The sequence below is a fragment of the Pseudomonas sp. GW821-FHT09A09 genome (assembly GCF_059418405.1).
Genome location: NZ_JBWKPU010000005.1, coordinates 163,945 through 185,004, shown reverse-complemented (window position 1 = coordinate 185,004; position 21,060 = coordinate 163,945). Strand labels below are relative to the sequence as shown.

Sequence of the window (21,060 nt, the reverse complement as noted above, 5' to 3'; positions counted from 1 at the left end):
CCGGCTTGCCGGCGAAAATCGTTAACGATAACGCGATGCAGCATGCTCGCTCCGCGATGAGAAGAATGTATGTCCTGGAACAACAAAGTCGTCTGGTCCGAAGGCATGCTCCTGCAGCCTCAGCACCTGCAGCAGCATGACCGTTTTCTGCAAACCCAACTCGAAGCCCGCGTCGCCACCTTGCGCGCCTACGGCTGGGGTTTTTCCAAACTGGAAATCGACCCGCAGCAGTTGGCGATGGGCAAGCTGTCGTTGCTCTCGTACAGCGGTGTATTGCCCGACGGCACACCCGTGGGCCTGCCGTTTGACGATGAAATGCCGCTGCCCCTGGAGATCCCCGACGACGCCCGTGACCTTAAAGTGGTGCTGGCTTTGCCGAGCCTGCGCCCGGGCGTGTCGGAGGTCGACGACAACCCCAGCTTTGAAAATTTCGCCCGCCATCGCAGCAGCGAATACGAGGCCTGGGACAGCAATGGCCTGGACAGCAGCGCGCTGATGAGCATCGGCAAGCTGCGCCTGCGTTTGGCGTTCGAAGGCGATGTGGCCGACACCCATAGTGTGTTGGGCATCGCCCATGTGGTGGAAAAGCGCGCCGACAAAAGTGTGCTGCTCGACCGCGATTATTGCCCGCCGTGCCTGGATGTTCGCGCGGCCGAGCGCCTGCGCGCGTTCAACGATGAGTTGCTGGGCCTGGTGCAGCAACGGGTCGAAGCCCTGGCGTCGCGCCTGACCCGCCCGGACGGCAGCGGCGCGGCGGAAATCGCCGACTTCCTGCTGTTGCAGGTGCTCAACCGCAGCGTGCCCCTGGTGCGGCACCTGTCGGCGATGACGGGGTTGCACCCCGAACAGCTGTACCGCGACTTGGCATCCCTGGCCGGTGAGTTGGCGACCTTTACCCGCGATGACAAGCGTGCCGCCAGTTACCCGGTGTATCGCCATGGCGCCCTGGCGGAAACCTTCGCCCCGGTGATGCTCGACCTGCGCCGCGCGCTGTCAGCGGTGATGGATGTGCGCGCCATCGCGATCCCGCTGGAAGAACGGCAGTACGGGATTCGCGTGGCGGTGCTGCCCGATCAGGAACTGCTGCGCTCGGCGACCTTCATCCTGGCGGTGCAGGCGCAGATGTCGGCCGAAAGCGTGCGCAACGGTTTCCCGCCGCAGGTGAAGATCGGCTCGGTGGAAAAGATCCGCGACCTGGTCAACCTGCAACTGCCGGGCATCGGCCTGCGCCCCTTGCCGGTGGCGCCACGACAGCTGCCGTTCCACGCCGGCTTCACCTATTTCGAACTCGATCGCAGCAGCGAATATTGGCAATTGCTCAGCCAGTCGGCGGGTTTTGCCATGCACATCGCCGGGGTGTTCCCGGGGCTGGAGATGCAGTTCTGGGCCATCCGCAACTAAGGCAAGGTGACTGACGTGAACGACACTTTTGAAGGCGGCCAGGACCCGGACCGCACCTTGCTGATCCCTACCCCCGGCGGGCGCCGGGCCACACCGTCGCCAACCACGGCCGCGCCGGTGCAACGCGCCGCGCCTGTGCTGCACGGCCAGGGCCTCAACCCACTGGTGCGTGCGGCCAACCCGCTGCTGGACCTGGTGGTGCCGTTGCGCACCCTGACGGCGATGCCGGACATGGAGAGCCTGCGCCAGCGCTTGATCCAGGCAGTGCAGGCCTTTGAAGCCCAGGCCCGTGCCAGTCAGGTGGATGTGGAAACCGTGGCCGCTGCGCGTTATGCGTTGTGCACGTTGGTGGATGAGACCATCGCCAGTACGCCCTGGGGCGCGGGGGTGTGGGGCAGTCGCAGCCTGTTGGTGACGTTCCACAACGAGGCGTGGGGTGGCGAGAAATTCTTCATGATCCTGCAACGCCTCAGCCAGGACCCGCGCACTCATATTGATGTGCTGGAGTTGATGTACCTGTGCATGGCCCTGGGCCTGGAGGGACGCTACCGGGTGCTGGAGCGTGGCCTGGATCAGTTGGGCCTGTTGCGCGAGCGCCTGTTGCAACTGATCAATCAGCAACGCGGCCAGCAGGAACAGGACCTCTCACCGCGCTGGCGTGGCGCCGAGGCCCCGCAGGCATCAATGCTGCGCCGGGTGCCGTTGTGGGTGCTGGCGTCGGTGGCGGCCGTGCTGTTGTTGAGTGTGCAGTTGACCTACAGCTGGTTGCTCAACCGTGCGTCCGACCCGGTGTTTGCCCAGTTGGGTTCGATTCGTGTGGCTTCGCCGCTGAAAGTGGCGGTACCCGTGGCGCCAGCGCCGGTGCGCCTGGCCGGGTTCCTCGCGCCGGAAGTGGCCCAAGGGCTGGTGGCGGTGAAAGACAGTGCCGATCGCTCGGTCATCACCTTGCGCGGCGACGGTGTGTTTGCCTCCGGCAGTGCCGAAGTGTCGAGCAACTTCGACGGGCTGCTCGCACGCATTGGCGACGCCCTGGCCACGGTGCCGGGGGATGTGGTGGTGGTTGGGCATACCGACAACGTGCGGCCTTCGGCGACGTCGCGGTTGGGGTCGAACTTCGACCTGTCCCAGGCGCGGGCCAAGACCGTGGCGCGTTTGCTCGCCCAGCGTGCCGGGCCAGCCGAGCGTTACCGCAGCGAGGGCCGTGGCGAAACCGAGCCGCTGGTGCCCAATGATTCGGCGGCCAACCGTGCGCGTAACCGCCGCGTCGATATCACCGTGTTGATCCCTTCCCAGGCGCAATAACCATGAATTTTTCTTCGTTTTTCTCATTGTTATGGTCCCCGGTGGAGCGCTTTATTCTGTGGCTGCTCAAGCCGTGGTTGCTGTCGCTGATCGGCGTGGCGCTGCTGTCCTTGCTGGTGTGGTACGAAGGCCCGTTGCTGGCGTTCAACGGCAGCGAGCCGCTGGCGCCGGAGTCACGTCGTTGGGGGTTGATCGCGCTGTTTGTGCTGATTTGGCTGGGTTACTTTGCCTGGCGCCTGTGGCGTGCCTGGCGGGCCAATCGTGGCCTGATGGCCGGCGTGGCCGAGGCGCCGGTGGTGGCGCCCGGTGTGCGTGAAACCCAGGCCGAAGTGGCTGAGCTGGGCGAGCGCATGCGCTCGGCCATGGCGGTGCTGCGCAAGGCCAACCCGGGCTGGAAGATGAGCGGGCAGTACCTGTACCAACTGCCCTGGTACATGTTTGTCGGCGCGCCGGGCAGCGGCAAGACCACCGCGCTGACCCACTCTGGCCTGCAGTTTCCCCTGCGCGAAGCCATGGGCAGTGGCGCCATCGGCGGCGTGGGCGGTACGCGGCATTGCGACTGGTGGTTCACCGACGAAGCGGTGTTGCTCGATACCGCCGGGCGCTACACCACTCAGGACAGCTACACCGAGGTGGACAAGGCGGCCTGGGGCGGCTTTCTCGACCTGCTGAAAAGGTACCGTCGCCAGCGCCCGGTCAACGGTGTGATCGTGGCCTTGAGTGTCAGCGACTTGCTGCAACAGACCGACGCCCAGCGTCAGGCCCAGGCCGTGGCGATCCGCGCGCGCATCAACGAGCTGTATGAGCGCCTGGGCCTGCGGTTTCCGGTGTACGTGATCATCACCAAGTGCGATTTGCTGGCGGGTTTCTCGGAGTTTTTCGAAACCTTCGGCCGCGACGAGCGTGCACAGGTGTGGGGGGTGACCTTTCCCTTGCCCCAGCCACCGCAGCCCGACACCGGGTTGGCGTCGTTCCCGGGCGAGTTCGATGCGTTGGAACGTCAGTTGCAGCGGCGGGTACTGGAGCGGTTGCAGCAGGAGCGCGACCTGTCGCGACGTGCCTTGCTCTATAGCTTCCCGCAACAATTTGCCAGTTTGGGCGATGGCCTGACGCGCTTTCTCAACACGGTGTTTGAAACCAACCGCTACCAGGAGCCGGCGCTGTTGCGTGGGGTGTACTTCACCAGCGGCACCCAGGAAGGCAGCCCGATTGACCGCGTGCTGACTTCGCTGGCGGCTTCGTTTGGCCTGGGCCGCAAGGTGCTGGCGCCGAATGTGGCCAGCGGGCGCAGCTATTTCATCACGCGGTTACTGCGCGAGGTGATCTTCAAGGAGGCCGGGCTTGCCGGGGTCAATCATCAAGAGGAGCGGCGTCGGCGCTTGCTTGGCCGCGCCGGGCGTATCACGGCGGCGGCAGTGTTCGTGTTGCTGCTGGCGGCGATGACCATCAGCTACAACCGCAACCTGCAATTGATCGCCGAGGCGTCTGGCGCCGCCAACAACGTCGCGCAATTGGCCGCTGCATTACCGGCCGAGGGCGATGTGCTGGTGACGTTGCCGTTGCTCAATGCCGCGCGCAATTTACCCAGTGGCTACGGCGACGCCGACAACAGCGTGCCGCTGCTCAGCCGCATGGGCCTGTATCAGGGCAACAAGCTGGGCGCGGGGGCGATCACCCTGTACCGCCGCCTGCTGCGCAGCACCTTGTTGCCGCACATCGTCGCCAACATGGAAAACGCGTTGCGCCGGGGTGATGCGAGCAATCAGGAGTTCCTGTATGAAACCCTGCGCGCCTACCTGATGCTGGGCGAGCGGCAGTTCTTCGATGCGCCGTCGGTGCAGGCCTGGGTCGATGTGGACTGGCGCCGCGAACTGCCCCAGGCCACACCCGCGCAGTTGCAGCAACTGTCGGATCACGTGGCGGCGTTGCTGGAGGCCGATGACGAAGCCGAACCGGTGCAGCTCGACAGTGCATTGATCGCCAAGGTGCGCCTGGCGCTGGCGAGCATGCCGTTGTCCCAGCGCATCTATAACCGGGTCAAGCGCCAGGTGGATCAGCAGCATCTGCCGGAGTTGAGCGTCAACAGCGCGGTGGGGCGGGACGTATCGTCGCTGTTTACCCGCGCCAGTGGTGAGCCGTTGTCTCGTGGGGTCAGCGGCGTGTACCGGATCGCCGGTTACCGTGAGCTGACCGACAAGACCCCACAAGCCGTGGCTGACATGGCCAAGGACAGCTGGGTGCTGGACCGTCAGGAGTCGGCGCAGATCGCCGGCGGCAACCCGGCGATGCAGGCGGCGGTGCTGGAGTTGTATTACGCCGACTACATCCGCCAGTGGGACACCTTTCTCGCGGATGTGCACCTGGTGCCGTTGACCGGCCTCGGCCAGGCGTCCCAGGTCAGCAACGCGCTGTCTGCCAGCGACTCGCCGCTGCGTGCGTTGCTGCAGGCCGTGTCCAGGGAAACCACCCTGGAAGGCGCCCTGACTTCGGCCACCGCCAAGGACACCGACCAGCGCGTGCGTGACAAGATCGCGGCGGCTACCCAGAAACTGCAATCGGCGTTGGGCGGCGACAGCCAGGCACCGGTCGCGGACGCTTCGGCCAACCCGGTGGACCAGCATTTTGCCGCGTTGCATCGTTTGGTCGGAACCGGCACCGGGCCGCAGCCATTGGATGACGTGCTGGCCTCGCTGAAAGACGCGGGGCAGTTTTTCGACAGCGCCGATGCGGCCCGCCGCAGTGCTGCGCCGGCACCCTCCAACGAAGTGCTGGGGCGCTTGAAGCGTTCGGGCGACACCCAGCCGGCGCCTTTGTCGACCTTGCTGCGCGATGTGGAGGCCGGTGGCACCGCGCTCACCCTGGGCAATGAAAAGGCCCGCTTGAACGCGCTGTGGGAGGCCACTGGCGCGCCGTTCTGCCGGGTGGCGATTGAGGGGCGCTACCCGCTGGTGCGCAGTTCCGGGCGTGACGCCACCGCCGATGACTTTGGCAAGTTCTTCGGCCCCGGTGGCTTGATGGATGACTTTTTCAGCAAGAACCTGGCGGCTTATGTCGACATGAGTGGCAGCCAGTGGCGCTGGCGCTCCAGCGGAGTGACGCCGCTGAATATCTCCCAGGATGTGCTCAACCAGTTCCAGCGTGGCGCCAAGCTGCGCGACATGTTCTTTGTGGCCGGGGCGCGCCAGCCGTCGATGCGTTTTGATCTCAAGGCCCTGGGGGCTGATCCGGCGTTGACCAAAGTGACCCTGGACATCGATGGCCAGCCGGTGGTGTACGACACCGGCACTTCGCCGGACTTCACCAGCATCTCCCTGCCCAGCGGCAAGTCTGGCGGGTTGGTGCGCCTGGACACCACGCCGGCGCTGGTCAACCCGTTGCGCAGTGACGGCCCGTGGGGTTGGCTGCGCATGATGGACAAGGCGGCGGTCAGCGCCCAGGGCGAGCAATTGCAATTGACCTTCACCGTGGAGGGCCACCGCGTGGCGTACCAGTTGCGCGCCAGCAGTGTGATCAACCCGTTCCGCCGCGACGGTTCAGAGTCGTTCCATTGCCCCAGCAGTTTTTAAGGACCCGTCATGAATGGATTTTTCGGCAAGGTCGCAAGCCATGGGGATTTTGTCAGCCGGCGTTTGCCGCCGGCGTTTTTGAACACCTGGGACAGTTGGCTGCAGGCCGGTTTGCAGTGCAGTCGTGAACGCCTGGGTGAGCAATGGCTGGAGGTGTACTTGTGCAGCCCGATCTGGCGTTTTGCGTTGGCGGCGGGGGTGTGCGGTGATAGCGGTTGGGCGGGGGTGATGATTCCCAGCGTGGATCGGGTGGGGCGTTATTTTCCGCTGACCCTCGCCAGTGCAGGGGAGGACGTGCCGTTGCTGGCGCGGTTGGAACGGGATGGGTTGTGGTACAGCCAGTTGGAGCGCCTGGCGTTGTCGGCGTTGAGCGAAGGGTTTGCCCTGGAATCGTTCGACGAGGTGTTGCAGGCGCTGCCATTGGCCGGCTGCTGGACACCGGTAAGCCACGCCGATACAGCCTGGGTACCCGCACAATGGCTCGACTTGCCCGACCCGGAGCGGATCGGCGAAGGCATGCTGCAACTAAGCGCGCAGATCGATCCTTCAGGCCTCGCGCGGCACTCACTGTTCTGGACCGAAGGCTCGCCCCACGTTGCGCCGTCGATCTGGGTGGGGGAGGGGTTGCCGGATGACGAGACCTTCGCCGATATGCTGGGTGGACGGTAGAGCCTGATGATCCCTGTAGTGAGCGGGTTTACCCCGCGCCGCGATCTACCTGACGCACCGCGCCACCTGATATACCGCCGCGCGGGGTAAACCCGCTCACTACAACCGCTGATTTTTGTAGTGAGCGGGCTCGCCCGCGCCGCGATCTACCTGATGTACCGCGTCACCTGATACACCGCCGCGCGGGACAAGCCCGCTCACTACGGGCTTTGTTGTTCCTGAGAATGCAAAACGGCGCCCGAAGGCGCCGTTTTTTTGCTGCATCCAACTAAGCGATCAAACGCCCAGTACCGCGTGCTGCACCAGGGTGAGCAGCGGTTGTGGGTATACGCCCAGGAAGAACGCGAGCAGGGCGATGGCCAGCAGCATCACGCCGCCTGCCTTTTGTTCCCAGTGCAGCTCGGCGTCCACGCGGCGCAGGTTTGGCTCGATCAGGTACAGGGTGACCATCACGCGCAGGTAATAGAACACGCCGATGGCGCTGCCCAGTACCAGGGACGCGACCAACCACCATTCGTGGGCTTCAACACCGGTGGCGACGATGTAGAACTTGCCGATGAAGCCGGCTGTCAGCGGGATACCGGCCAGGGAAAGCATCATCACGGTCAGTACGGCGGTCAGGTACGGACGGCGCCAGAACAGGCCGCGGTATTCGTACAGGGCGTCAGCGTCACGGCCTTTGAACGGCGAGGACATCAGCGTGATCACGCCGAATGCACCCAGGCTGGTGATCACGTAGGTGACCAGGTACACGCCCATGGCTTCCACGGCCAGGCCTTTGCTCGCCACCAGGGCGATCAGCAGGTAGCCGAAGTGCGCGATGGACGAATAACCCAGCAGACGCTTGAGGTTGTTCTGGGTCAGGGCCAGCAGGTTACCGAACAGGATCGACGCAATGGCAATCACGGTCAGCACGGTGCTCAGCACGCCGGTATTGGCGGCAGGGGAGATCTGGAACAGACGCACCATCACCGCAAACACAGCCACCTTCGACGCAGTGGCCAGGAACGCAGCCACCGGCGCCGGGGCGCCTTCGTACACGTCCGGGGTCCACAGGTGGAACGGCACCAGGGAGAGCTTGAACGCCAGGCCGATCAGCATCATGGCCAGGCCCAGTTGGGCAATTGGCGCAGGCATGCTGGTGGCGGCCAGGGCGTGGCCGATACCGGTGAAGCTCAGGTTGCCGGCTTCGGCATAGAGCAGGGCCATACCGAACAACAGGAACGCGGAACCGGCCGCCGACAGCACCATGTACTTGATGCCGGCTTCCAGGGAACGCTTGTTGAAGAACGCATAGGCCACCAGGCCGTAGGTCGGAATCGACAGCAGTTCCAGGCCGATGAACAGGCCCGCCAGGTGCTGTGCGCTGACCAGCACGATGCCACCGGCCGCAGCCAGCAGGATCAGCAGGTACAGCTCTTCGCGGTTGCCTGGGTAGCCGGTGCCGCCTTCGCCGAGGTAGGCGTGGGCGAGGGTGACGCAGGCCAGCGTGGCCACCAGGATCAGCGCGATGTACAGCAGGGCGAAGTCATCGACCATCATCAAAGGCGTCACCGCCAGTGGCGCGACCTTGAGAGCCGGGATGATCGACAGCAGGGCCAGGTTCAGACCGGCACAGGACAGCAGGAACGTTTGCGAGTGATTGCGGCGCCAGGCGATCGCCAGCATCACCACCACGATGGTGAGGCTGGTAATCAGCAGCGGCGCAAGCGCGATAAAGTGTTGGATCGTGAATTCCATAGCGCTCTTACCGGGCCGAAGCGAGTTGAGAGAAGGCGGTGCCGAACCACTGCTGCACGCCATGCATCGTTGCGGCAGAAGTGTCCAGGAACGGTTGCGGGTACACGCCGATGTAGATCAGCAAGACCGCAAGGCCGAGCACCATGATCAGTTCGCGAGCGTCCATCCCTTGCAGGACGGTGTCGGACTTGGCCGGGCCGAAGTAGGCGCGGTGGATCATGATCAGCGAGTAGACCGAACCGAACACCAGGCCGGACGTGGCGATGGCGCTGATCCATGGGGTCTGTACGAACGAGCCCATCAGGATCAGGAATTCGCCGATGAAGTTACCGGTGCCCGGTAAGCCCAGCGAAGCGGCGGCAAAGAACAGGCTGATCGCCGGCAGGTAGGCGATGCGCGACCACACCCCACCCATTTCACGCATGTCACGGGTGTGCAGGCGCTCGTACAGCTGGCCACTCAGGATAAAGAGGGCAGCGGCCGAAACACCGTGGGCCAACATCTGGATCACCGCGCCTTGCAGCGCCAGCTGGCTGCCGGAGTAGATGCCGATCAGTACGAAGCCCATGTGGGAAACGGACGAGAAGGCAATCAGACGCTTGATGTCGGTTTGTGCGAACGCCAGGAACGCACCGTAGAAGATCCCGATCAGACCCAGGGTCATGGCGATCGGCGCGAACTCGGCCGAGGCATTCGGGAACAGCGGCAGGGCGAAACGCAGCAGACCATACGCAGCGGTCTTCAACAGGATACCGGCCAGGTCCACGGAGCCTGCGGTCGGCGCCTGGGCGTGAGCGTCAGGCAGCCAGGAGTGGAACGGCACCACCGGCAGCTTCACCGCGAAGGCGATGAAGAAGCCCAGCATCAGGATGTACTCGGTGGTCAGGGACATCTTGGTCTTCAACAGGTCGGCGTAGTTGAAGGTAATCACGCCGGTGTTGTTGAAGTTGACCAGTACCAGGCCCAGGATCGCCACCAACATGATCAGGCCGGAAGCCTGGGTGAAGATGAAGAACTTGGTTGCCGCGTAGATCCGGGTTTTCTTGCCGTCCGAAGAACTGTGACCCCAGAGCGCGATGAGGAAGTACATCGGCACCAGCATCATTTCCCAGAAGAAGAAGAACATGAACAGGTCGAGGGCGAGGAACACGCCGACAACGCCGCCCAGGATCCACATCAGGTTCAGGTGGAAGAAGCCCACGTGACGCTGGATCTCTTTCCAGGAGCAGAGTACCGAGAGAATACCCAGCAGGCCGGTCAGCAGGATCATCAACAGCGACAGGCCGTCGAGGGCCAGGTGCACGTTGATGCCGAAGCGCTGGATCCACACGTGCTTGAATTCAAGCGCGAAGGTTGGATCAACACCCGGTGCCGGAGCAAATGAATAGTCGCCATGGGCCCACAGCCAGAGGCCGAGTGCGAGTTCCAGGGACATGGTCAGCAACGCAATCCAGCGGGGGAGGGTGGCGCCGAAGCGTTCACCCATCCAGCAGAGCAGGCCGCCGATGAAGGGGATCAGGATTAGCCAGGGCAGAATCATGACAGGCTCGTTTCCTTTCGCAAGTTCGCAAAGTTGGCAATGTTCATAATCAGACCGCTACCACCACGATGGCGCCAATTACCAGAACGGCACCGGCCGCCATGGAGGCTGCATACCAGCGCAGTTGGCCAGTCTCGCTGCGGCTCAGGGCGGTGTGACCGGCCTTGGCGGCGCGCGGGATCAAACCGATGGTCTGGTCGAGCGGGTCTTTGCGCAGTACATGGCTGATGGCCAGGTAAGGCTTGACGAACAGTTTGTCGTAGATCCAGTCGAAGCCCCAGGCAGCGAACCACCAGGCTGACAGGAAGCGGCCAATGCCACTGTTGGCAACCGCCGTCACGAAGCGACGCTTGCCCAGGAACAGCAGGGCCGCCAGCAGGATACCGGCGATAGCGATAGCGCCCGAGGCGATTTCCAGGCTGTGCTTGGCAGCGCCACCGGCATGGCCGGCGCTTTCTGGCAGCACGCCAGCCAGTGGCGGGGTGATCAGGGCGCCGACGAAGGTCGACAGCACGATCAGTACCGACAAAGGCAGCCAGTGCGAAATGCCGTGGCCTGCGTGTGCTTCAGTCTTGGCTTCACCGTGGAAGGTGATGAAGATCAGGCGGAAGGTGTACAGCGAGGTCATGAATGCACCCACCAGGCCTGCGTACAGCAGGTTCTGGTTACCGCTGGCAAAGGCTTCCCAGAGGATTTCGTCTTTCGAGTAGAAACCTGCGGTCACCAGCGGCAGGGCGGCCAGGGCGGCACCACCGACGATGAAGCTGGCGTAGGCCAGTGGCAGTTTCTTCCACAGGCCGCCCATCTTGAAGATGTTCTGCTCGTGGTGGCAGGCAACGATCACCGCACCGGAAGCGAGGAACAGCAGGGCCTTGAAGAAGGCGTGGGTCATCAGGTGGAAGATCGCCGCGTCCCAGGCGCCAACGCCCAGGGCCAGGAACATGTAGCCGATCTGGCTCATGGTCGAGTAGGCGAGGATACGCTTGATGTCGGTCTGCACCAGCGCGGCGAAGCCGGCCAGTACCAGGGTCACGCCGCCTACCAGGCCCACCAGGTGCAGGATTTCCGGCGCCAGGGTGAACAGGCCGTGGGTACGTGCGATCAGGTAGACACCTGCAGTTACCATCGTTGCCGCGTGGATCAGTGCGGAAACAGGGGTAGGACCGGCCATCGCATCCGCCAGCCAGGTTTGCAGCGGCAGTTGCGCGGATTTACCGACAGCGCCGCCCAGCAGCATCAGGGTGGCCAGGGTGATCCAGAAGTCGCCAACCTGGAATTTCTGCGGCGCCAGCACCAGCAGTTCCTGGATGTTCAGCGTGCCCACCTGTTGGAACAGGATGAACAGGCCGATGGCCATGAACACGTCACCGATACGGGTCACGATGAAGGCTTTGAGGGCGGCGTTACCGTTGTTGCGGTTGCTGTAGTAGAAACCGATCAACAGGTACGAGCACAGGCCCACGCCTTCCCAACCGAAGTACAGGAACAACAGGTTATCGCCCAGCACCAGGAACAGCATGCTGGCGATAAACAGGTTGGTGTACGAGAAGAAGCGCGAGTAGCCCGCTTCACCGCGCATGTACCAGGACGCGAACAGGTGGATCAGGAAGCCCACACCCACCACCACGCCGAGCATGGTGATCGACAGGCCGTCGATGTAGAGGGCGAAGTTAGGCTTGAAGCCTTCCACCGACATCCACTGCCACAGCACCAGGGTGTAGTGGCCGCCTTCCGGCGGCGCCACGTTGAATTGCCAGATGACGTAGGCGGCCACGATGGCCGACAGGCCAATGGAACCCACACCCACCAGGGCCGAGAGGTTTTCCGACCAGCGCCCGCGAGAGAACGACAGCAGCAGGAAACCGATCAGGGGGAATACGAAAGTCAGAAAGATCATGTTCATCCGCGCATCTCACTGGCAGCGTCGATATCAAGCGTGTGGAAGCGACGATACAGTTGCAGCAGGATCGCCAGGCCGATACTGGCCTCGGCGGCTGCCAGGCTGATCACCAGGATGAACATGACTTGTCCATCCGGCTGGCCCCAACGTGCACCCGCAACGATGAAGGCCAGTGCGGCGGCGTTCATCATGATTTCCAGGCTCATCAACACGAACAGAATGTTACGGCGGACCATCAGGCCGACCAGGCCAAGGCAGAACAGGATGCCGGCGACCGCCAGACCATGCTCCAAAGGGATAGCAGGCATCGTCATTGCTCCTTGGCTTCGTTGCGGCCCAAGTGGAAGGCGGTGACGGCTGCAGCGAGCAGCAGCATCGACGCCAGTTCGACCACCAGCAGGTACGGGCCGAACAGGCTGATGCCCACGGCCTTCGCGTCTACGGTGGTGTGGCCGATGGCCTGGCCGCTCTGGTGAGCGAACAGTACATACAGCAGTTCACCCAGCAGCAGGGCTGCCAGGACGACCGGGCCGAGCCAGATGCCGGGCTTGAGCCAGACGCGCTCCTGGGCGACCGAAGCCGGCCCCAGGTTGAGCATCATCACCACAAACACGAACAGCACCATGATGGCGCCGGCGTAGGCGATCACTTCCAGCACACCGGCGAACGGTGCGCCGAGGCTGAAGAAGGTCATGGCCACGGCGATCAACGAAATGATCAGGTAGAGCAGGGCGTGCACGGGGTTGGTGTTGGTGATCACGCGAAGCGTGGACACCACTGCAATACCGGACGCGAAATAGAAAGCGAATTCCATCTTTCTTCCTTAAGGCAGCAAGCTCTTCACGTTGATCGGCTCGGCTTCGTTTTGTGCGGCGCCTTTTGGCTTACCGGCAACGGCCATACCTGCAACACGATAGAAGTTGTAATCAGGGTTTTTACCGGGACCAGAGATCAGCAGATCTTCTTTCTCGTACACCAGGTCCTGACGTTTGAACTCGGCCATCTCGAAATCCGGCGTGAGCTGGATGGCGGTGGTCGGGCAAGCTTCCTCGCAGAGGCCGCAGAAAATGCAGCGCGAGAAGTTGATGCGGAAGAAGTCCGGGTACCAGCGACCGTCTTCGGTTTCAGCTTTCTGCAGGGAGATACAACCTACCGGGCACGCCACGGCGCACAGGTTGCAGGCTACGCAACGCTCTTCGCCATCGGGGTCGCGGGTGAGCACGATGCGGCCGCGATAGCGTGGCGGCAGGTACACCGCTTCTTCCGGGTATTGCAGGGTGTCGCGCTTGCGAAAGCCATGGCCGAAAACCATCACCAGGCTTCGCAACTGGGTACCGGTACCCTTAACGATGTCGCCAATATATTTGAACATGGGTCAAATCCTCACTGAACCGCGCCGGCGGGCGTGTTCAACAACACAACGGCAGCCGTCACCAGCAAATTGATCAGGGTCAGCGGCAGGCAGAAGCGCCAGCTGAAATCCATCACCTGGTCGTATCGTGGACGCGGAATGGAAGCGCGCAGCAGGATAAACAACATGATGAAGAACGCGGTCTTCAGGAAGAACCAGAAGAACGCCAACTGCGGCAGGATGCCGAACGGACCGTGCCAGCCGCCGAAGAACAGCGTCACCAGCAGGGCCGAGATCAAGATGATGCCGATGTATTCGCCAACGAAGAACATGCCCCATTTCATGCCGGCGTATTCGATGTGGTAACCGTCGGCCAGTTCCTGTTCTGCTTCCGGCTGGTCGAACGGGTGACGGTGAGTCACGGCGACGCCAGCGATGAAGAAGGTACAGAAGCCGAAGAACTGCGGAATGATGAACCACAGGTTCTGCGCCTGGTACTCGACGATGTCGCGCATGTTGAACGAGCCGACCTGCACCACGATGCCCATCAGCGCGAGGCCCATGAACACTTCGTAGGACACGGTCTGGGCCGAAGCCCGCAAGCTGCCCAGGAGGGCGAACTTGTTGTTACTCGACCAACCGGCGAACAGCACCGCGTAGACCGACAGACCGGCCATGGCGAAGAAGAACAGCAAGCCGATGTTCAGGTCCGCCACGCCCCAGGTCGGGGTGATCGGGATGATCGCGAAGGCGATCAGCAAGGCGCTCATGGCCACGACCGGTGCCAGGGTGAAGATCACCTTGTCGGCAAACGGCGGGGTCCAGTCTTCCTTGAAGAACATTTTGAGCATGTCGGCAGCGATCTGGAACATGCCGAACGGGCCAACGCGGTTCGGACCGTAACGGTCCTGCCACCAGCCCAGCAGGCGACGTTCGACGAAGCTGAGCAGGGCGCCCGCGACGACCACGGCCAACAGGATCACGACAGCCTTGAGGACCGCAATGATCACGTCGATCACTTCAGGGGTGAACCAGGTCATTGCGCTGCCTCCTGCAGACCGTCAACGGTTTTGCCAAAGATGGCCGCTGGGATACCGGCGAAACCTTTCGGCAGTGCTACCAGGCCAGCGCCCAACTCTTCGTTGATGCGCAGCGGCAGACGCAGGGTCTGGCCGGCCACGTTCAGGCTGAGCAGTGCACCGTCGTTGACGCCCAGGCGGTCGGCTTCGGACTTGGCCAGGGAAACGTAGGCGGTCGGGATGCGCTCTTGAACCGGCGCGGCCTTGGAAGAGTTCTCTTCGCTGCCGAACAGGTGGAAGAACGGCACAACCTGCCAGGTGCCCTGGGCCGGGTTGAACGGACGCGGTACAGCGGCGAACCAGTTCAGCGAGTCACCGGTGCTTTCGATCAGGCGGGTGCCCGGGTCGCCAGCGCGGATGTGACCACCGACTTCGTCCTGGAACTTGTTCCAGGCCTGAGGCGAGTTCCAGCCCGGCGACCAGGCGAACGGCACCTGCTGACGCGGCTCGACCGAACCCGAGTAACCTTCCATGGAGAAGGCAAACGCGGTGTCCTGGTCTTGTGGGGTACGCGGTTCGTGCACGCTGATGTTGGCGCGCATGGCGGTACGACCGGAGTAACGCAGCGGTTCACGGGCCAGTTTCATGCCCTTGATGCGGAACGCGGCGGACGGTGCTGCGTCGACGATACGGGCCAGCTGCGGCGCGCTGGAGGCGGCGGCGGCGGTTACGTGGTCGAGTTGGGTCCAGTCGATCGGCTGGTTCAGCAGGGTGGCGCGCAGGGCATGTAGCCAGCGCCAGCCTTCGTGAACCAGGATGCTGGCGTCCATGTACTTCGGATCGAACACCTGGAAGAAGCGCTGGGCGCGGCCTTCCTGGCTGACCAGGGTACCGTCGCCTTCGGCGAAGGTGGCGGCTGGCAGGACCAGGTCGGCACGCTCGCTGGTGGCAGTCTTCTGGTGGTCGGCAACGATCAGCACCTTGGCGGCATTGAGCGCAGCGTCAACCTTGGCGGCATCGGTGCGGGTGTACAGGTCGTTTTCCAGCACGACGATGGCGTCGGCCTTGCCATCGGTCACGGCTTGCAGGGCGGCGTCCAGGGACTCGCCACCGAGCATGGCCAGGCCAAGGCTGTTGGCTTCCGGCACGACCAGGCTGATGGAACCGTTCTTGTCGCGCAGCTTCAAGGCCTTGGCGATGTTGGCAGCGGCTTCGATCAGCGCCTTGGAACCCAGCGAGGTACCGGCAATGATCAAGGGGCGCTTGGCGGCCAGCAGGGCGTCGGCGATGCGCTGGGCCAGTTCAACGGCTTCAGTGTCCAGGCCTTCGACGGCAGGCGCGCTGGCGTCCAGGGCGTGGGCCACGGCGAAACCGATGCGGGCCAGGTCGTCTGGGGCGGCGTGGACGCATTCTTCGGCGATGTCGTCGAGCTTGGTCTCAGCCAGGCTGGCGATAAACAGCGGGTTCAGCGCGTGTTGGCCGATGTTTTTCACGGCGGCGTCGAGCCACGGCTGTACGCGCATCGCGTCGGCCATGTCTTCGGCCTTGCCCTTGACCGACTGGCGCAGCGACAGGGCGATGCGGGCAGCGGTCTGGGTCAGGTCTTCACCGAGCACGAAGATAGCGTCGTGATCTTCGATGTCACGCATGTTCGGCACCGGCAGCGGGCTGTCGTTCAGCACTTGCAGGACCAGGCGGATGCGCTCCAGCTCGCCGGCTTCGATACCGGAGTAGAAGTGCTCGGCACCCACCAGTTCGCGCAACGCGTAGTTGCTTTCGAGGCTGGCGCGGGGCGAGCCGATACCGACGATGTTGCGGCCGCGCAGCAAGTCGGCGGCTTTATCCAGCGCGTCGTCCAGGTTCAGCTTGCCGCCATTGGCCAGCAGTGGCTGGCGAGGGCGGTCCTTGCGGTTGACGTAGCCGTAGCCGAAACGGCCACGGTCGCACAGGAAGTACTGGTTGACCGAACCGTTGAAGCGGTTTTCGATACGACGCAGTTCGCCGTAGCGCTCGCCCGGGGAGATGTTGCAACCGCTGGAGCAGCCATGGCAGATGCTCGGCGAGAACTGCATGTCCCACTTACGGTTGTAGCGCTCGGAGTGAGTCTTGTCGGTGAACACACCGGTCGGGCAGACCTCGGTGAGGTTGCCGGAGAACTCGCTTTCCAGGACGCCGTCTTCAACGCGACCGAAGTACACGTTGTCGTGGGCGCCGAATACGCCCAGATCGGTGCCGCCGGCGTAGTCTTTATAGAAGCGCACGCAACGGTAGCAGGCGATGCAGCGGTTCATTTCGTGGGAAATGAACGGGCCGAGGTCCTGGTTCTGGTGGGTACGCTTGGTGAAGCGATAACGGCGCTCGTTGTGGCCGGTCATCACGGTCATGTCTTGCAGGTGGCAGTGACCGCCTTCCTCACAGACCGGGCAGTCGTGGGGGTGGTTGGTCATCAGCCATTCGACGACACTGGCGCGGAACGCCTTGGATTCTTCATCGTCGATGGAGATCCAGGTGTTGTCGGTGGCGGGGGTCATGCACGACATGACGATACGACCACGGGTGTCGTTCTCGTCGGTGTATTGCTTGACCGCACACTGGCGACAGGCACCGACGCTACCGAGTGCGGGGTGCCAGCAGAAATACGGGATATCGAGGCCGAGTGACAGACACGCCTGTAACAGGTTGTCCGCCCCATCGACTTCGAGCGCTTTGCCGTCTACGTGGATAGTGGCCATGGTTCAAAGTTCTTCGTTGGCCCGTTGTCAGCGGGCGTGGCTAATGGAATCTTGTTATTCATGTGCATCTACACAGCCGTTAAGGCGTCAGCACATGAGCAGTTGAAGGGCACGGGCCCTTCGCCTGTTTAAGCGTTACGCGCCGACTACGATCGGCCTTGCCAGAGGCGGGACGGCGGCGCTGGTAGGCGCGATGCCGGCTTCGAACTCCGAGCGGAAGTATTTGATGGCGCTGCCCAATGGCTCCACGGCGCCCGGTGCGTGAGCACAGAAGGTCTTGCCTGGGCCGAGGAAACCGACCAGTCCCAGCAGGGTCTCGATGTCACCCTCGCGGCCTTCGCCTTTTTCCAGGGCCATCAGCAGCTTCACGCTCCACGGCAAACCGTCGCGGCATGGGGTGCAGAAACCGCACGATTCACGGGCAAAGAACTGCTCCATGTTGCGCAGCAGCGAGACCATGTTCACGGTGTTGTCCACCGCCATCGCCAGGCCCGTACCCATCCGGGTGCCGACCTTGCCGATGCCGCCGGCGTACATCTGTGCGTCGAGGTGCTCAGGGAGCAGGAAGCCGGTGCCGGCGCCGCCTGGCTGCCAGGCTTTCAAGGTGTAGCCGTCGCGCATGCCGCCGGCGTAGTCCTCGAACAGCTCGCGTGCGGTCACGCCGAACGGCAGCTCCCACAGGCCAGGGTTCTTGACCTTGCCGGAGAAGCCCATGAGCTTGGTGCCCATGTCTTCGCTGCCTTCGCGGGCCAACGATTTGTACCAGTCCACGCCGTCGGCGATGATCGCCGGCACGTTGCACAGGGTCTCAACGTTGTTCACGCAGGTCGGCTTGCCCCACACACCTACGGCGGCAGGGAAGGGCGGCTTGGAGCGCGGGTTGGCGCGGCGGCCTTCGAGGGAGTTGATCAGTGCGGTTTCTTCACCGCAGATGTAACGCCCGGCGCCGGTGTGCACGAACAGCTCGAAGTCAAAACCGGAACCGAGGATGTTCTTGCCCAAAAGACCTGCGGCCTTGGCTTCTTCCACGGCACGGTTGAGGTGCTTGGCGGCGGTGGTGTACTCGCCACGCAGGAAGATGTAGCCACGGTAGGTTTTCAGCGCGCGGGCGCTGATCAGCATGCCTTCGATCAGCAGATGGGGCAGTTGCTCCATCAGCATGCGGTCTTTCCAGGTGTTGGGCTCCATTTCATCCGCGTTGCACAGCAGGTAACGGATGTTGATGGATTCGTCCTTTGGCATCAGGCCCCACTTAACACCCGTGGGGAAGCCTGCACCGCCGCGGCCCTTGAGGCCGGCGTCTTTCACGGTCTGGACGATATCGTCCTGGGCCATGTCGGCGAAGGCTTTGCGCGCCGCCGCGTAACCGTTCTTGGCCTGGTATTCGTCGAGCCATACCGGCTCGGCGTCGTCACGCAGGCGCCAGGTCAGCGGGTGGGTCTCAGGCGAACGCTTGATCAGGTTGGCCGGGCCGAAAGATGTAAGGGTCATGGGTAGCCCTCGAGCAATTGGGTCACGCCAGCAGGCTGCACGTCACCGAATGTGTCGTCGTCGATCATCAACGCCGGCGCCTTGTCGCAGTTGCCCAGGCAGCACACTGGCAGCAGCGTGAAGCGGCCGTCCGGGGTGGTTTGGCCCAGGCCGATGCCCAGCTTGTTCTGGATCTCGCTGACCACGGACTCGTGGCCACCGATGTAGCAGACCATGCTGTCGCACACGCGAATGATGTGGCGGCCCACTGGCTGACGGAAGATCTGGCTGTAGAACGTGGCCACGCCTTCAACGTCGCTGGCAGGGATGCCGAGGATTTCGCCGATGGCGTAGAGGGCGCCATCCGGCACCCAGCCACGTTCCTTCTGGACGATCTTCAAGGCTTCGATCGACGCCGCGCGCGGGTCTTCGTAGTGATGCAGCTCGTGCTCGATGGCCGAGCGCTCGGTTTCACTCAAGGTGAAACGGTCTGTCTGGATAAGCGTGCTGTTCATGCTTAGCGGTCCACGTCGGCCATAACGAAATCGATACTACCCAGGTACGCAATCAAGTCCGCGACCATCTCGCCTTTGATCACCGAAGGGATCTGCTGCAAGTGGGCAAAGCTTGGGGTACGGATCCGGGTGCGGTAGCTCATGGTGCCGCCATCGCTCGTCAGGTAATAACTGTTGATACCCTTGGTCGCTTCGATCATCTGGAAGGATTCGTTGGCCGGCATGACCGGGCCCCACGAAACTTGCAGGAAGTGCGTGATCAGGGTTTCGATGTGCTGCAGCGTGCGTTCTTTCGGCGGCGGCGTGGTCAGCGGGTGGTCCGCCTTGTACGGGCCGGCCGGCATGTTGCGCATGCACTGCTCGATGATCTTCAGGCTCTGGCGCATTTCTTCGACGCGCACGATGCAACGGTCGTAGGCATCGCCATTGGCCGCCAGCGGTACTTCGAATTCGAAGTTCTCGTAGCCGGAGTACGGGCGCGCTTTACGCAGGTCGAAATCGCAGCCGGTGGAACGCAGGCCAGCACCGGTGACGCCCCATTCCAGGGCCTCTTTGGTGTTGTACTGGGCGACGCCGATGGTACGGCCTTTAAGGATGCTGTTGTCCAGCGCGGCCTTTTGGTATTCGTCCAGACGCTTGGGCATCCACTCGACGAACTCCTTGACCAGGCGCTCCCAGCCATTTGGCAGGTCGTGGGCCACGCCGCCGATACGGTACCAGGCCGGGTGCAGGCGGAAACCGGTGATGGCTTCGATAACCTTGTAGGCGCGCTGACGGTCGGTGAAGGTGAAGAACACCGGGGTCATGGCGCCGACGTCCTGGATATAGGTACCCAGGAACAGCAAGTGGCTGGTGATCCGGAAGAACTCGGCCATCATGATGCGGATGGTGTCGACGCGGTCTGGCACCTTGATGCCGGCCAGCTTCTCGACCGAGAGCACGTACGGCAGGTTGTTCATCACGCCGCCGAGGTAGTCGATACGGTCGGTGTACGGGATGAAGCTGTGCCACGACTGACGCTCGGCCATCTTCTCGGCACCACGGTGGTGGTAGCCGATGTCCGGCACGCAGTCGACGATTTCTTCGCCGTCCAGTTGCAGGATGATACGGAAGGCACCGTGAGCCGAAGGGTGGTTCGGGCCCAAGTTGAGGAACATGTAGTCCTCGTTGGTGCCGGAGCGTTTCATGCCCCAGTCTTCCGGACGGAAACGCGCCGCTTCCTCTTCAAGCTGCTGCTTGGCGAGGTTGAGGCTGAACGGGTCGAATTCGGTGGCGCGGGCAGGGAAGTCCTTGCGCAGCGGGTGACCTTCCCACGTCGGCGGCATCATGATGCGCGTCAGGTGCGGGTGGCCCGGGAAGTCGATGCCGAACATGTCCCACACTTCACGCTCGTACCAGCTGGCGTTCGGCCAGATACCGGTCACGGTCGGGATGCTCAAGTCGCTCTCAGACAGGGCGACCTTGATCATCACGTCGCTGTTACGTTCCAGCGACATCAGGTGGTAGAACACGGTGAAGTCGGCGCCGCTCGGCAGGCCCTGGCGCTTGGTGCGCAGACGCTCGTCCACGCCATGCAGGTCATAAAGCATGACGTACGGCTTGGGCAGGTTGCGCAGGAAGGTCAGGACTTCGACGAGCTTGGCACGCGCCACCCACAGCACCGGCATACCGGTGCGTGTGGCCTGGGCGGTGAAGGCGTCAGGGCCAAAACGGTTATTGAGTTCGACGACCACATCCTGGTCGTCTGCCTTATAAGGCGGGATGTACAGAGCACTGCCTGTAGTCATGGTTTTTTTATCGCTTTCGGTCAACGTAAAGAATGAAGCCAGGTGTTCGTTCTATAAAAGAAGCGGGC

Annotated in this window: 15 protein-coding genes; 4 read left to right on the top strand and 11 right to left on the bottom strand. The window is 63.0% G+C overall.

Going from position 1 to position 21,060, the window contains the following annotated elements; genetic code table 11:
- Positions 1–69 precede the first annotated feature (69 nt).
- Genes tssK through tagF form a run of 4 tightly spaced genes read left to right on the top strand, consistent with a single transcriptional unit; the run spans position 70 to position 6,938 of the window.
- A complete protein-coding gene (tssK, locus tag AC07OV_RS06370; protein ID WP_495091807.1) occupies positions 70–1,401 on the top strand; it encodes a type VI secretion system baseplate subunit TssK in 1,332 nt (443 codons plus the stop codon).
- A 15-nt stretch (positions 1,402–1,416) separates the two neighbouring features.
- On the top strand, positions 1,417–2,703 hold the full coding sequence (gene icmH, locus AC07OV_RS06365; protein WP_494996860.1) for a type IVB secretion system protein IcmH/DotU: 1,287 nt from the start codon (positions 1,417–1,419) through the stop codon (positions 2,701–2,703).
- Positions 2,704–2,705: 2 nt separating this feature from the next.
- Positions 2,706–6,269, top strand: coding sequence for a type VI secretion system membrane subunit TssM (tssM, locus tag AC07OV_RS06360; RefSeq protein WP_495091806.1), 3,564 nt, complete (start codon positions 2,706–2,708; stop codon positions 6,267–6,269).
- Between the two features lie 9 nt (positions 6,270–6,278).
- Complete coding sequence (gene tagF / locus AC07OV_RS06355; RefSeq protein ID WP_495091805.1) at positions 6,279–6,938, top strand: type VI secretion system-associated protein TagF; 660 nt, start codon at positions 6,279–6,281, stop codon at positions 6,936–6,938.
- A gap of 276 nt (positions 6,939–7,214) precedes the next feature.
- Here tagF and nuoN read toward each other — a convergent pair whose 3' ends face one another.
- From nuoN to nuoC, 11 genes are all read right to left on the bottom strand, one after another.
- Complete coding sequence (gene nuoN / locus AC07OV_RS06350) at positions 7,215–8,678, bottom strand: NADH-quinone oxidoreductase subunit NuoN (protein ID WP_012724956.1); 1,464 nt, start codon at positions 8,676–8,678, stop codon at positions 7,215–7,217.
- 7 nt (positions 8,679–8,685) lie between these two features.
- On the bottom strand, positions 8,686–10,218 hold the full coding sequence (nuoM, locus tag AC07OV_RS06345) for an NADH-quinone oxidoreductase subunit M (RefSeq protein ID WP_016974046.1): 1,533 nt from the start codon (positions 10,216–10,218) through the stop codon (positions 8,686–8,688).
- Positions 10,219–10,267: 49 nt separating this feature from the next.
- Positions 10,268–12,121, bottom strand: coding sequence for an NADH-quinone oxidoreductase subunit L (gene nuoL, locus AC07OV_RS06340; protein WP_017255329.1), 1,854 nt, complete (start codon positions 12,119–12,121; stop codon positions 10,268–10,270).
- Entirely contained in the window at positions 12,118–12,426 is a 309-nt protein-coding gene (gene nuoK / locus AC07OV_RS06335; protein ID WP_003174727.1) for an NADH-quinone oxidoreductase subunit NuoK, read from the bottom strand. The genes nuoL and nuoK overlap by 4 nt, the downstream gene beginning before the upstream one ends.
- Positions 12,427–12,428: 2 nt before the next feature.
- On the bottom strand, positions 12,429–12,932 hold the full coding sequence (gene nuoJ / locus AC07OV_RS06330; protein ID WP_016974048.1) for an NADH-quinone oxidoreductase subunit J: 504 nt from the start codon (positions 12,930–12,932) through the stop codon (positions 12,429–12,431).
- Positions 12,933–12,941: 9 nt separating this feature from the next.
- Positions 12,942–13,490, bottom strand: a complete 549-nt coding sequence (gene nuoI, locus AC07OV_RS06325) for an NADH-quinone oxidoreductase subunit NuoI (RefSeq protein WP_003174725.1) — start codon at positions 13,488–13,490, stop codon at positions 12,942–12,944.
- 11 nt (positions 13,491–13,501) lie between these two features.
- A complete protein-coding gene (nuoH, locus tag AC07OV_RS06320; protein WP_060755669.1) occupies positions 13,502–14,509 on the bottom strand; it encodes an NADH-quinone oxidoreductase subunit NuoH in 1,008 nt (335 codons plus the stop codon).
- Complete coding sequence (gene nuoG, locus AC07OV_RS06315; RefSeq protein WP_495091804.1) at positions 14,506–17,220, bottom strand: NADH-quinone oxidoreductase subunit NuoG; 2,715 nt, start codon at positions 17,218–17,220, stop codon at positions 14,506–14,508. The genes nuoH and nuoG overlap by 4 nt, the downstream gene beginning before the upstream one ends.
- A 135-nt stretch (positions 17,221–17,355) precedes the next feature.
- On the bottom strand, positions 17,356–18,711 hold the full coding sequence (gene nuoF, locus AC07OV_RS06310; RefSeq protein ID WP_105698604.1) for an NADH-quinone oxidoreductase subunit NuoF: 1,356 nt from the start codon (positions 18,709–18,711) through the stop codon (positions 17,356–17,358).
- A complete protein-coding gene (gene nuoE / locus AC07OV_RS06305; protein WP_003174721.1) occupies positions 18,708–19,205 on the bottom strand; it encodes an NADH-quinone oxidoreductase subunit NuoE in 498 nt (165 codons plus the stop codon). Before nuoE ends, nuoF begins: the two co-directional genes overlap by 4 nt.
- Before the next feature lie 2 nt (positions 19,206–19,207).
- Positions 19,208–20,992 (bottom strand): NADH-quinone oxidoreductase subunit C/D, encoded by a 1,785-nt coding sequence (nuoC, locus tag AC07OV_RS06300; RefSeq protein WP_176995473.1) that lies wholly within the window; start codon positions 20,990–20,992, stop codon positions 19,208–19,210.
- Positions 20,993–21,060 lie beyond the last annotated feature (68 nt).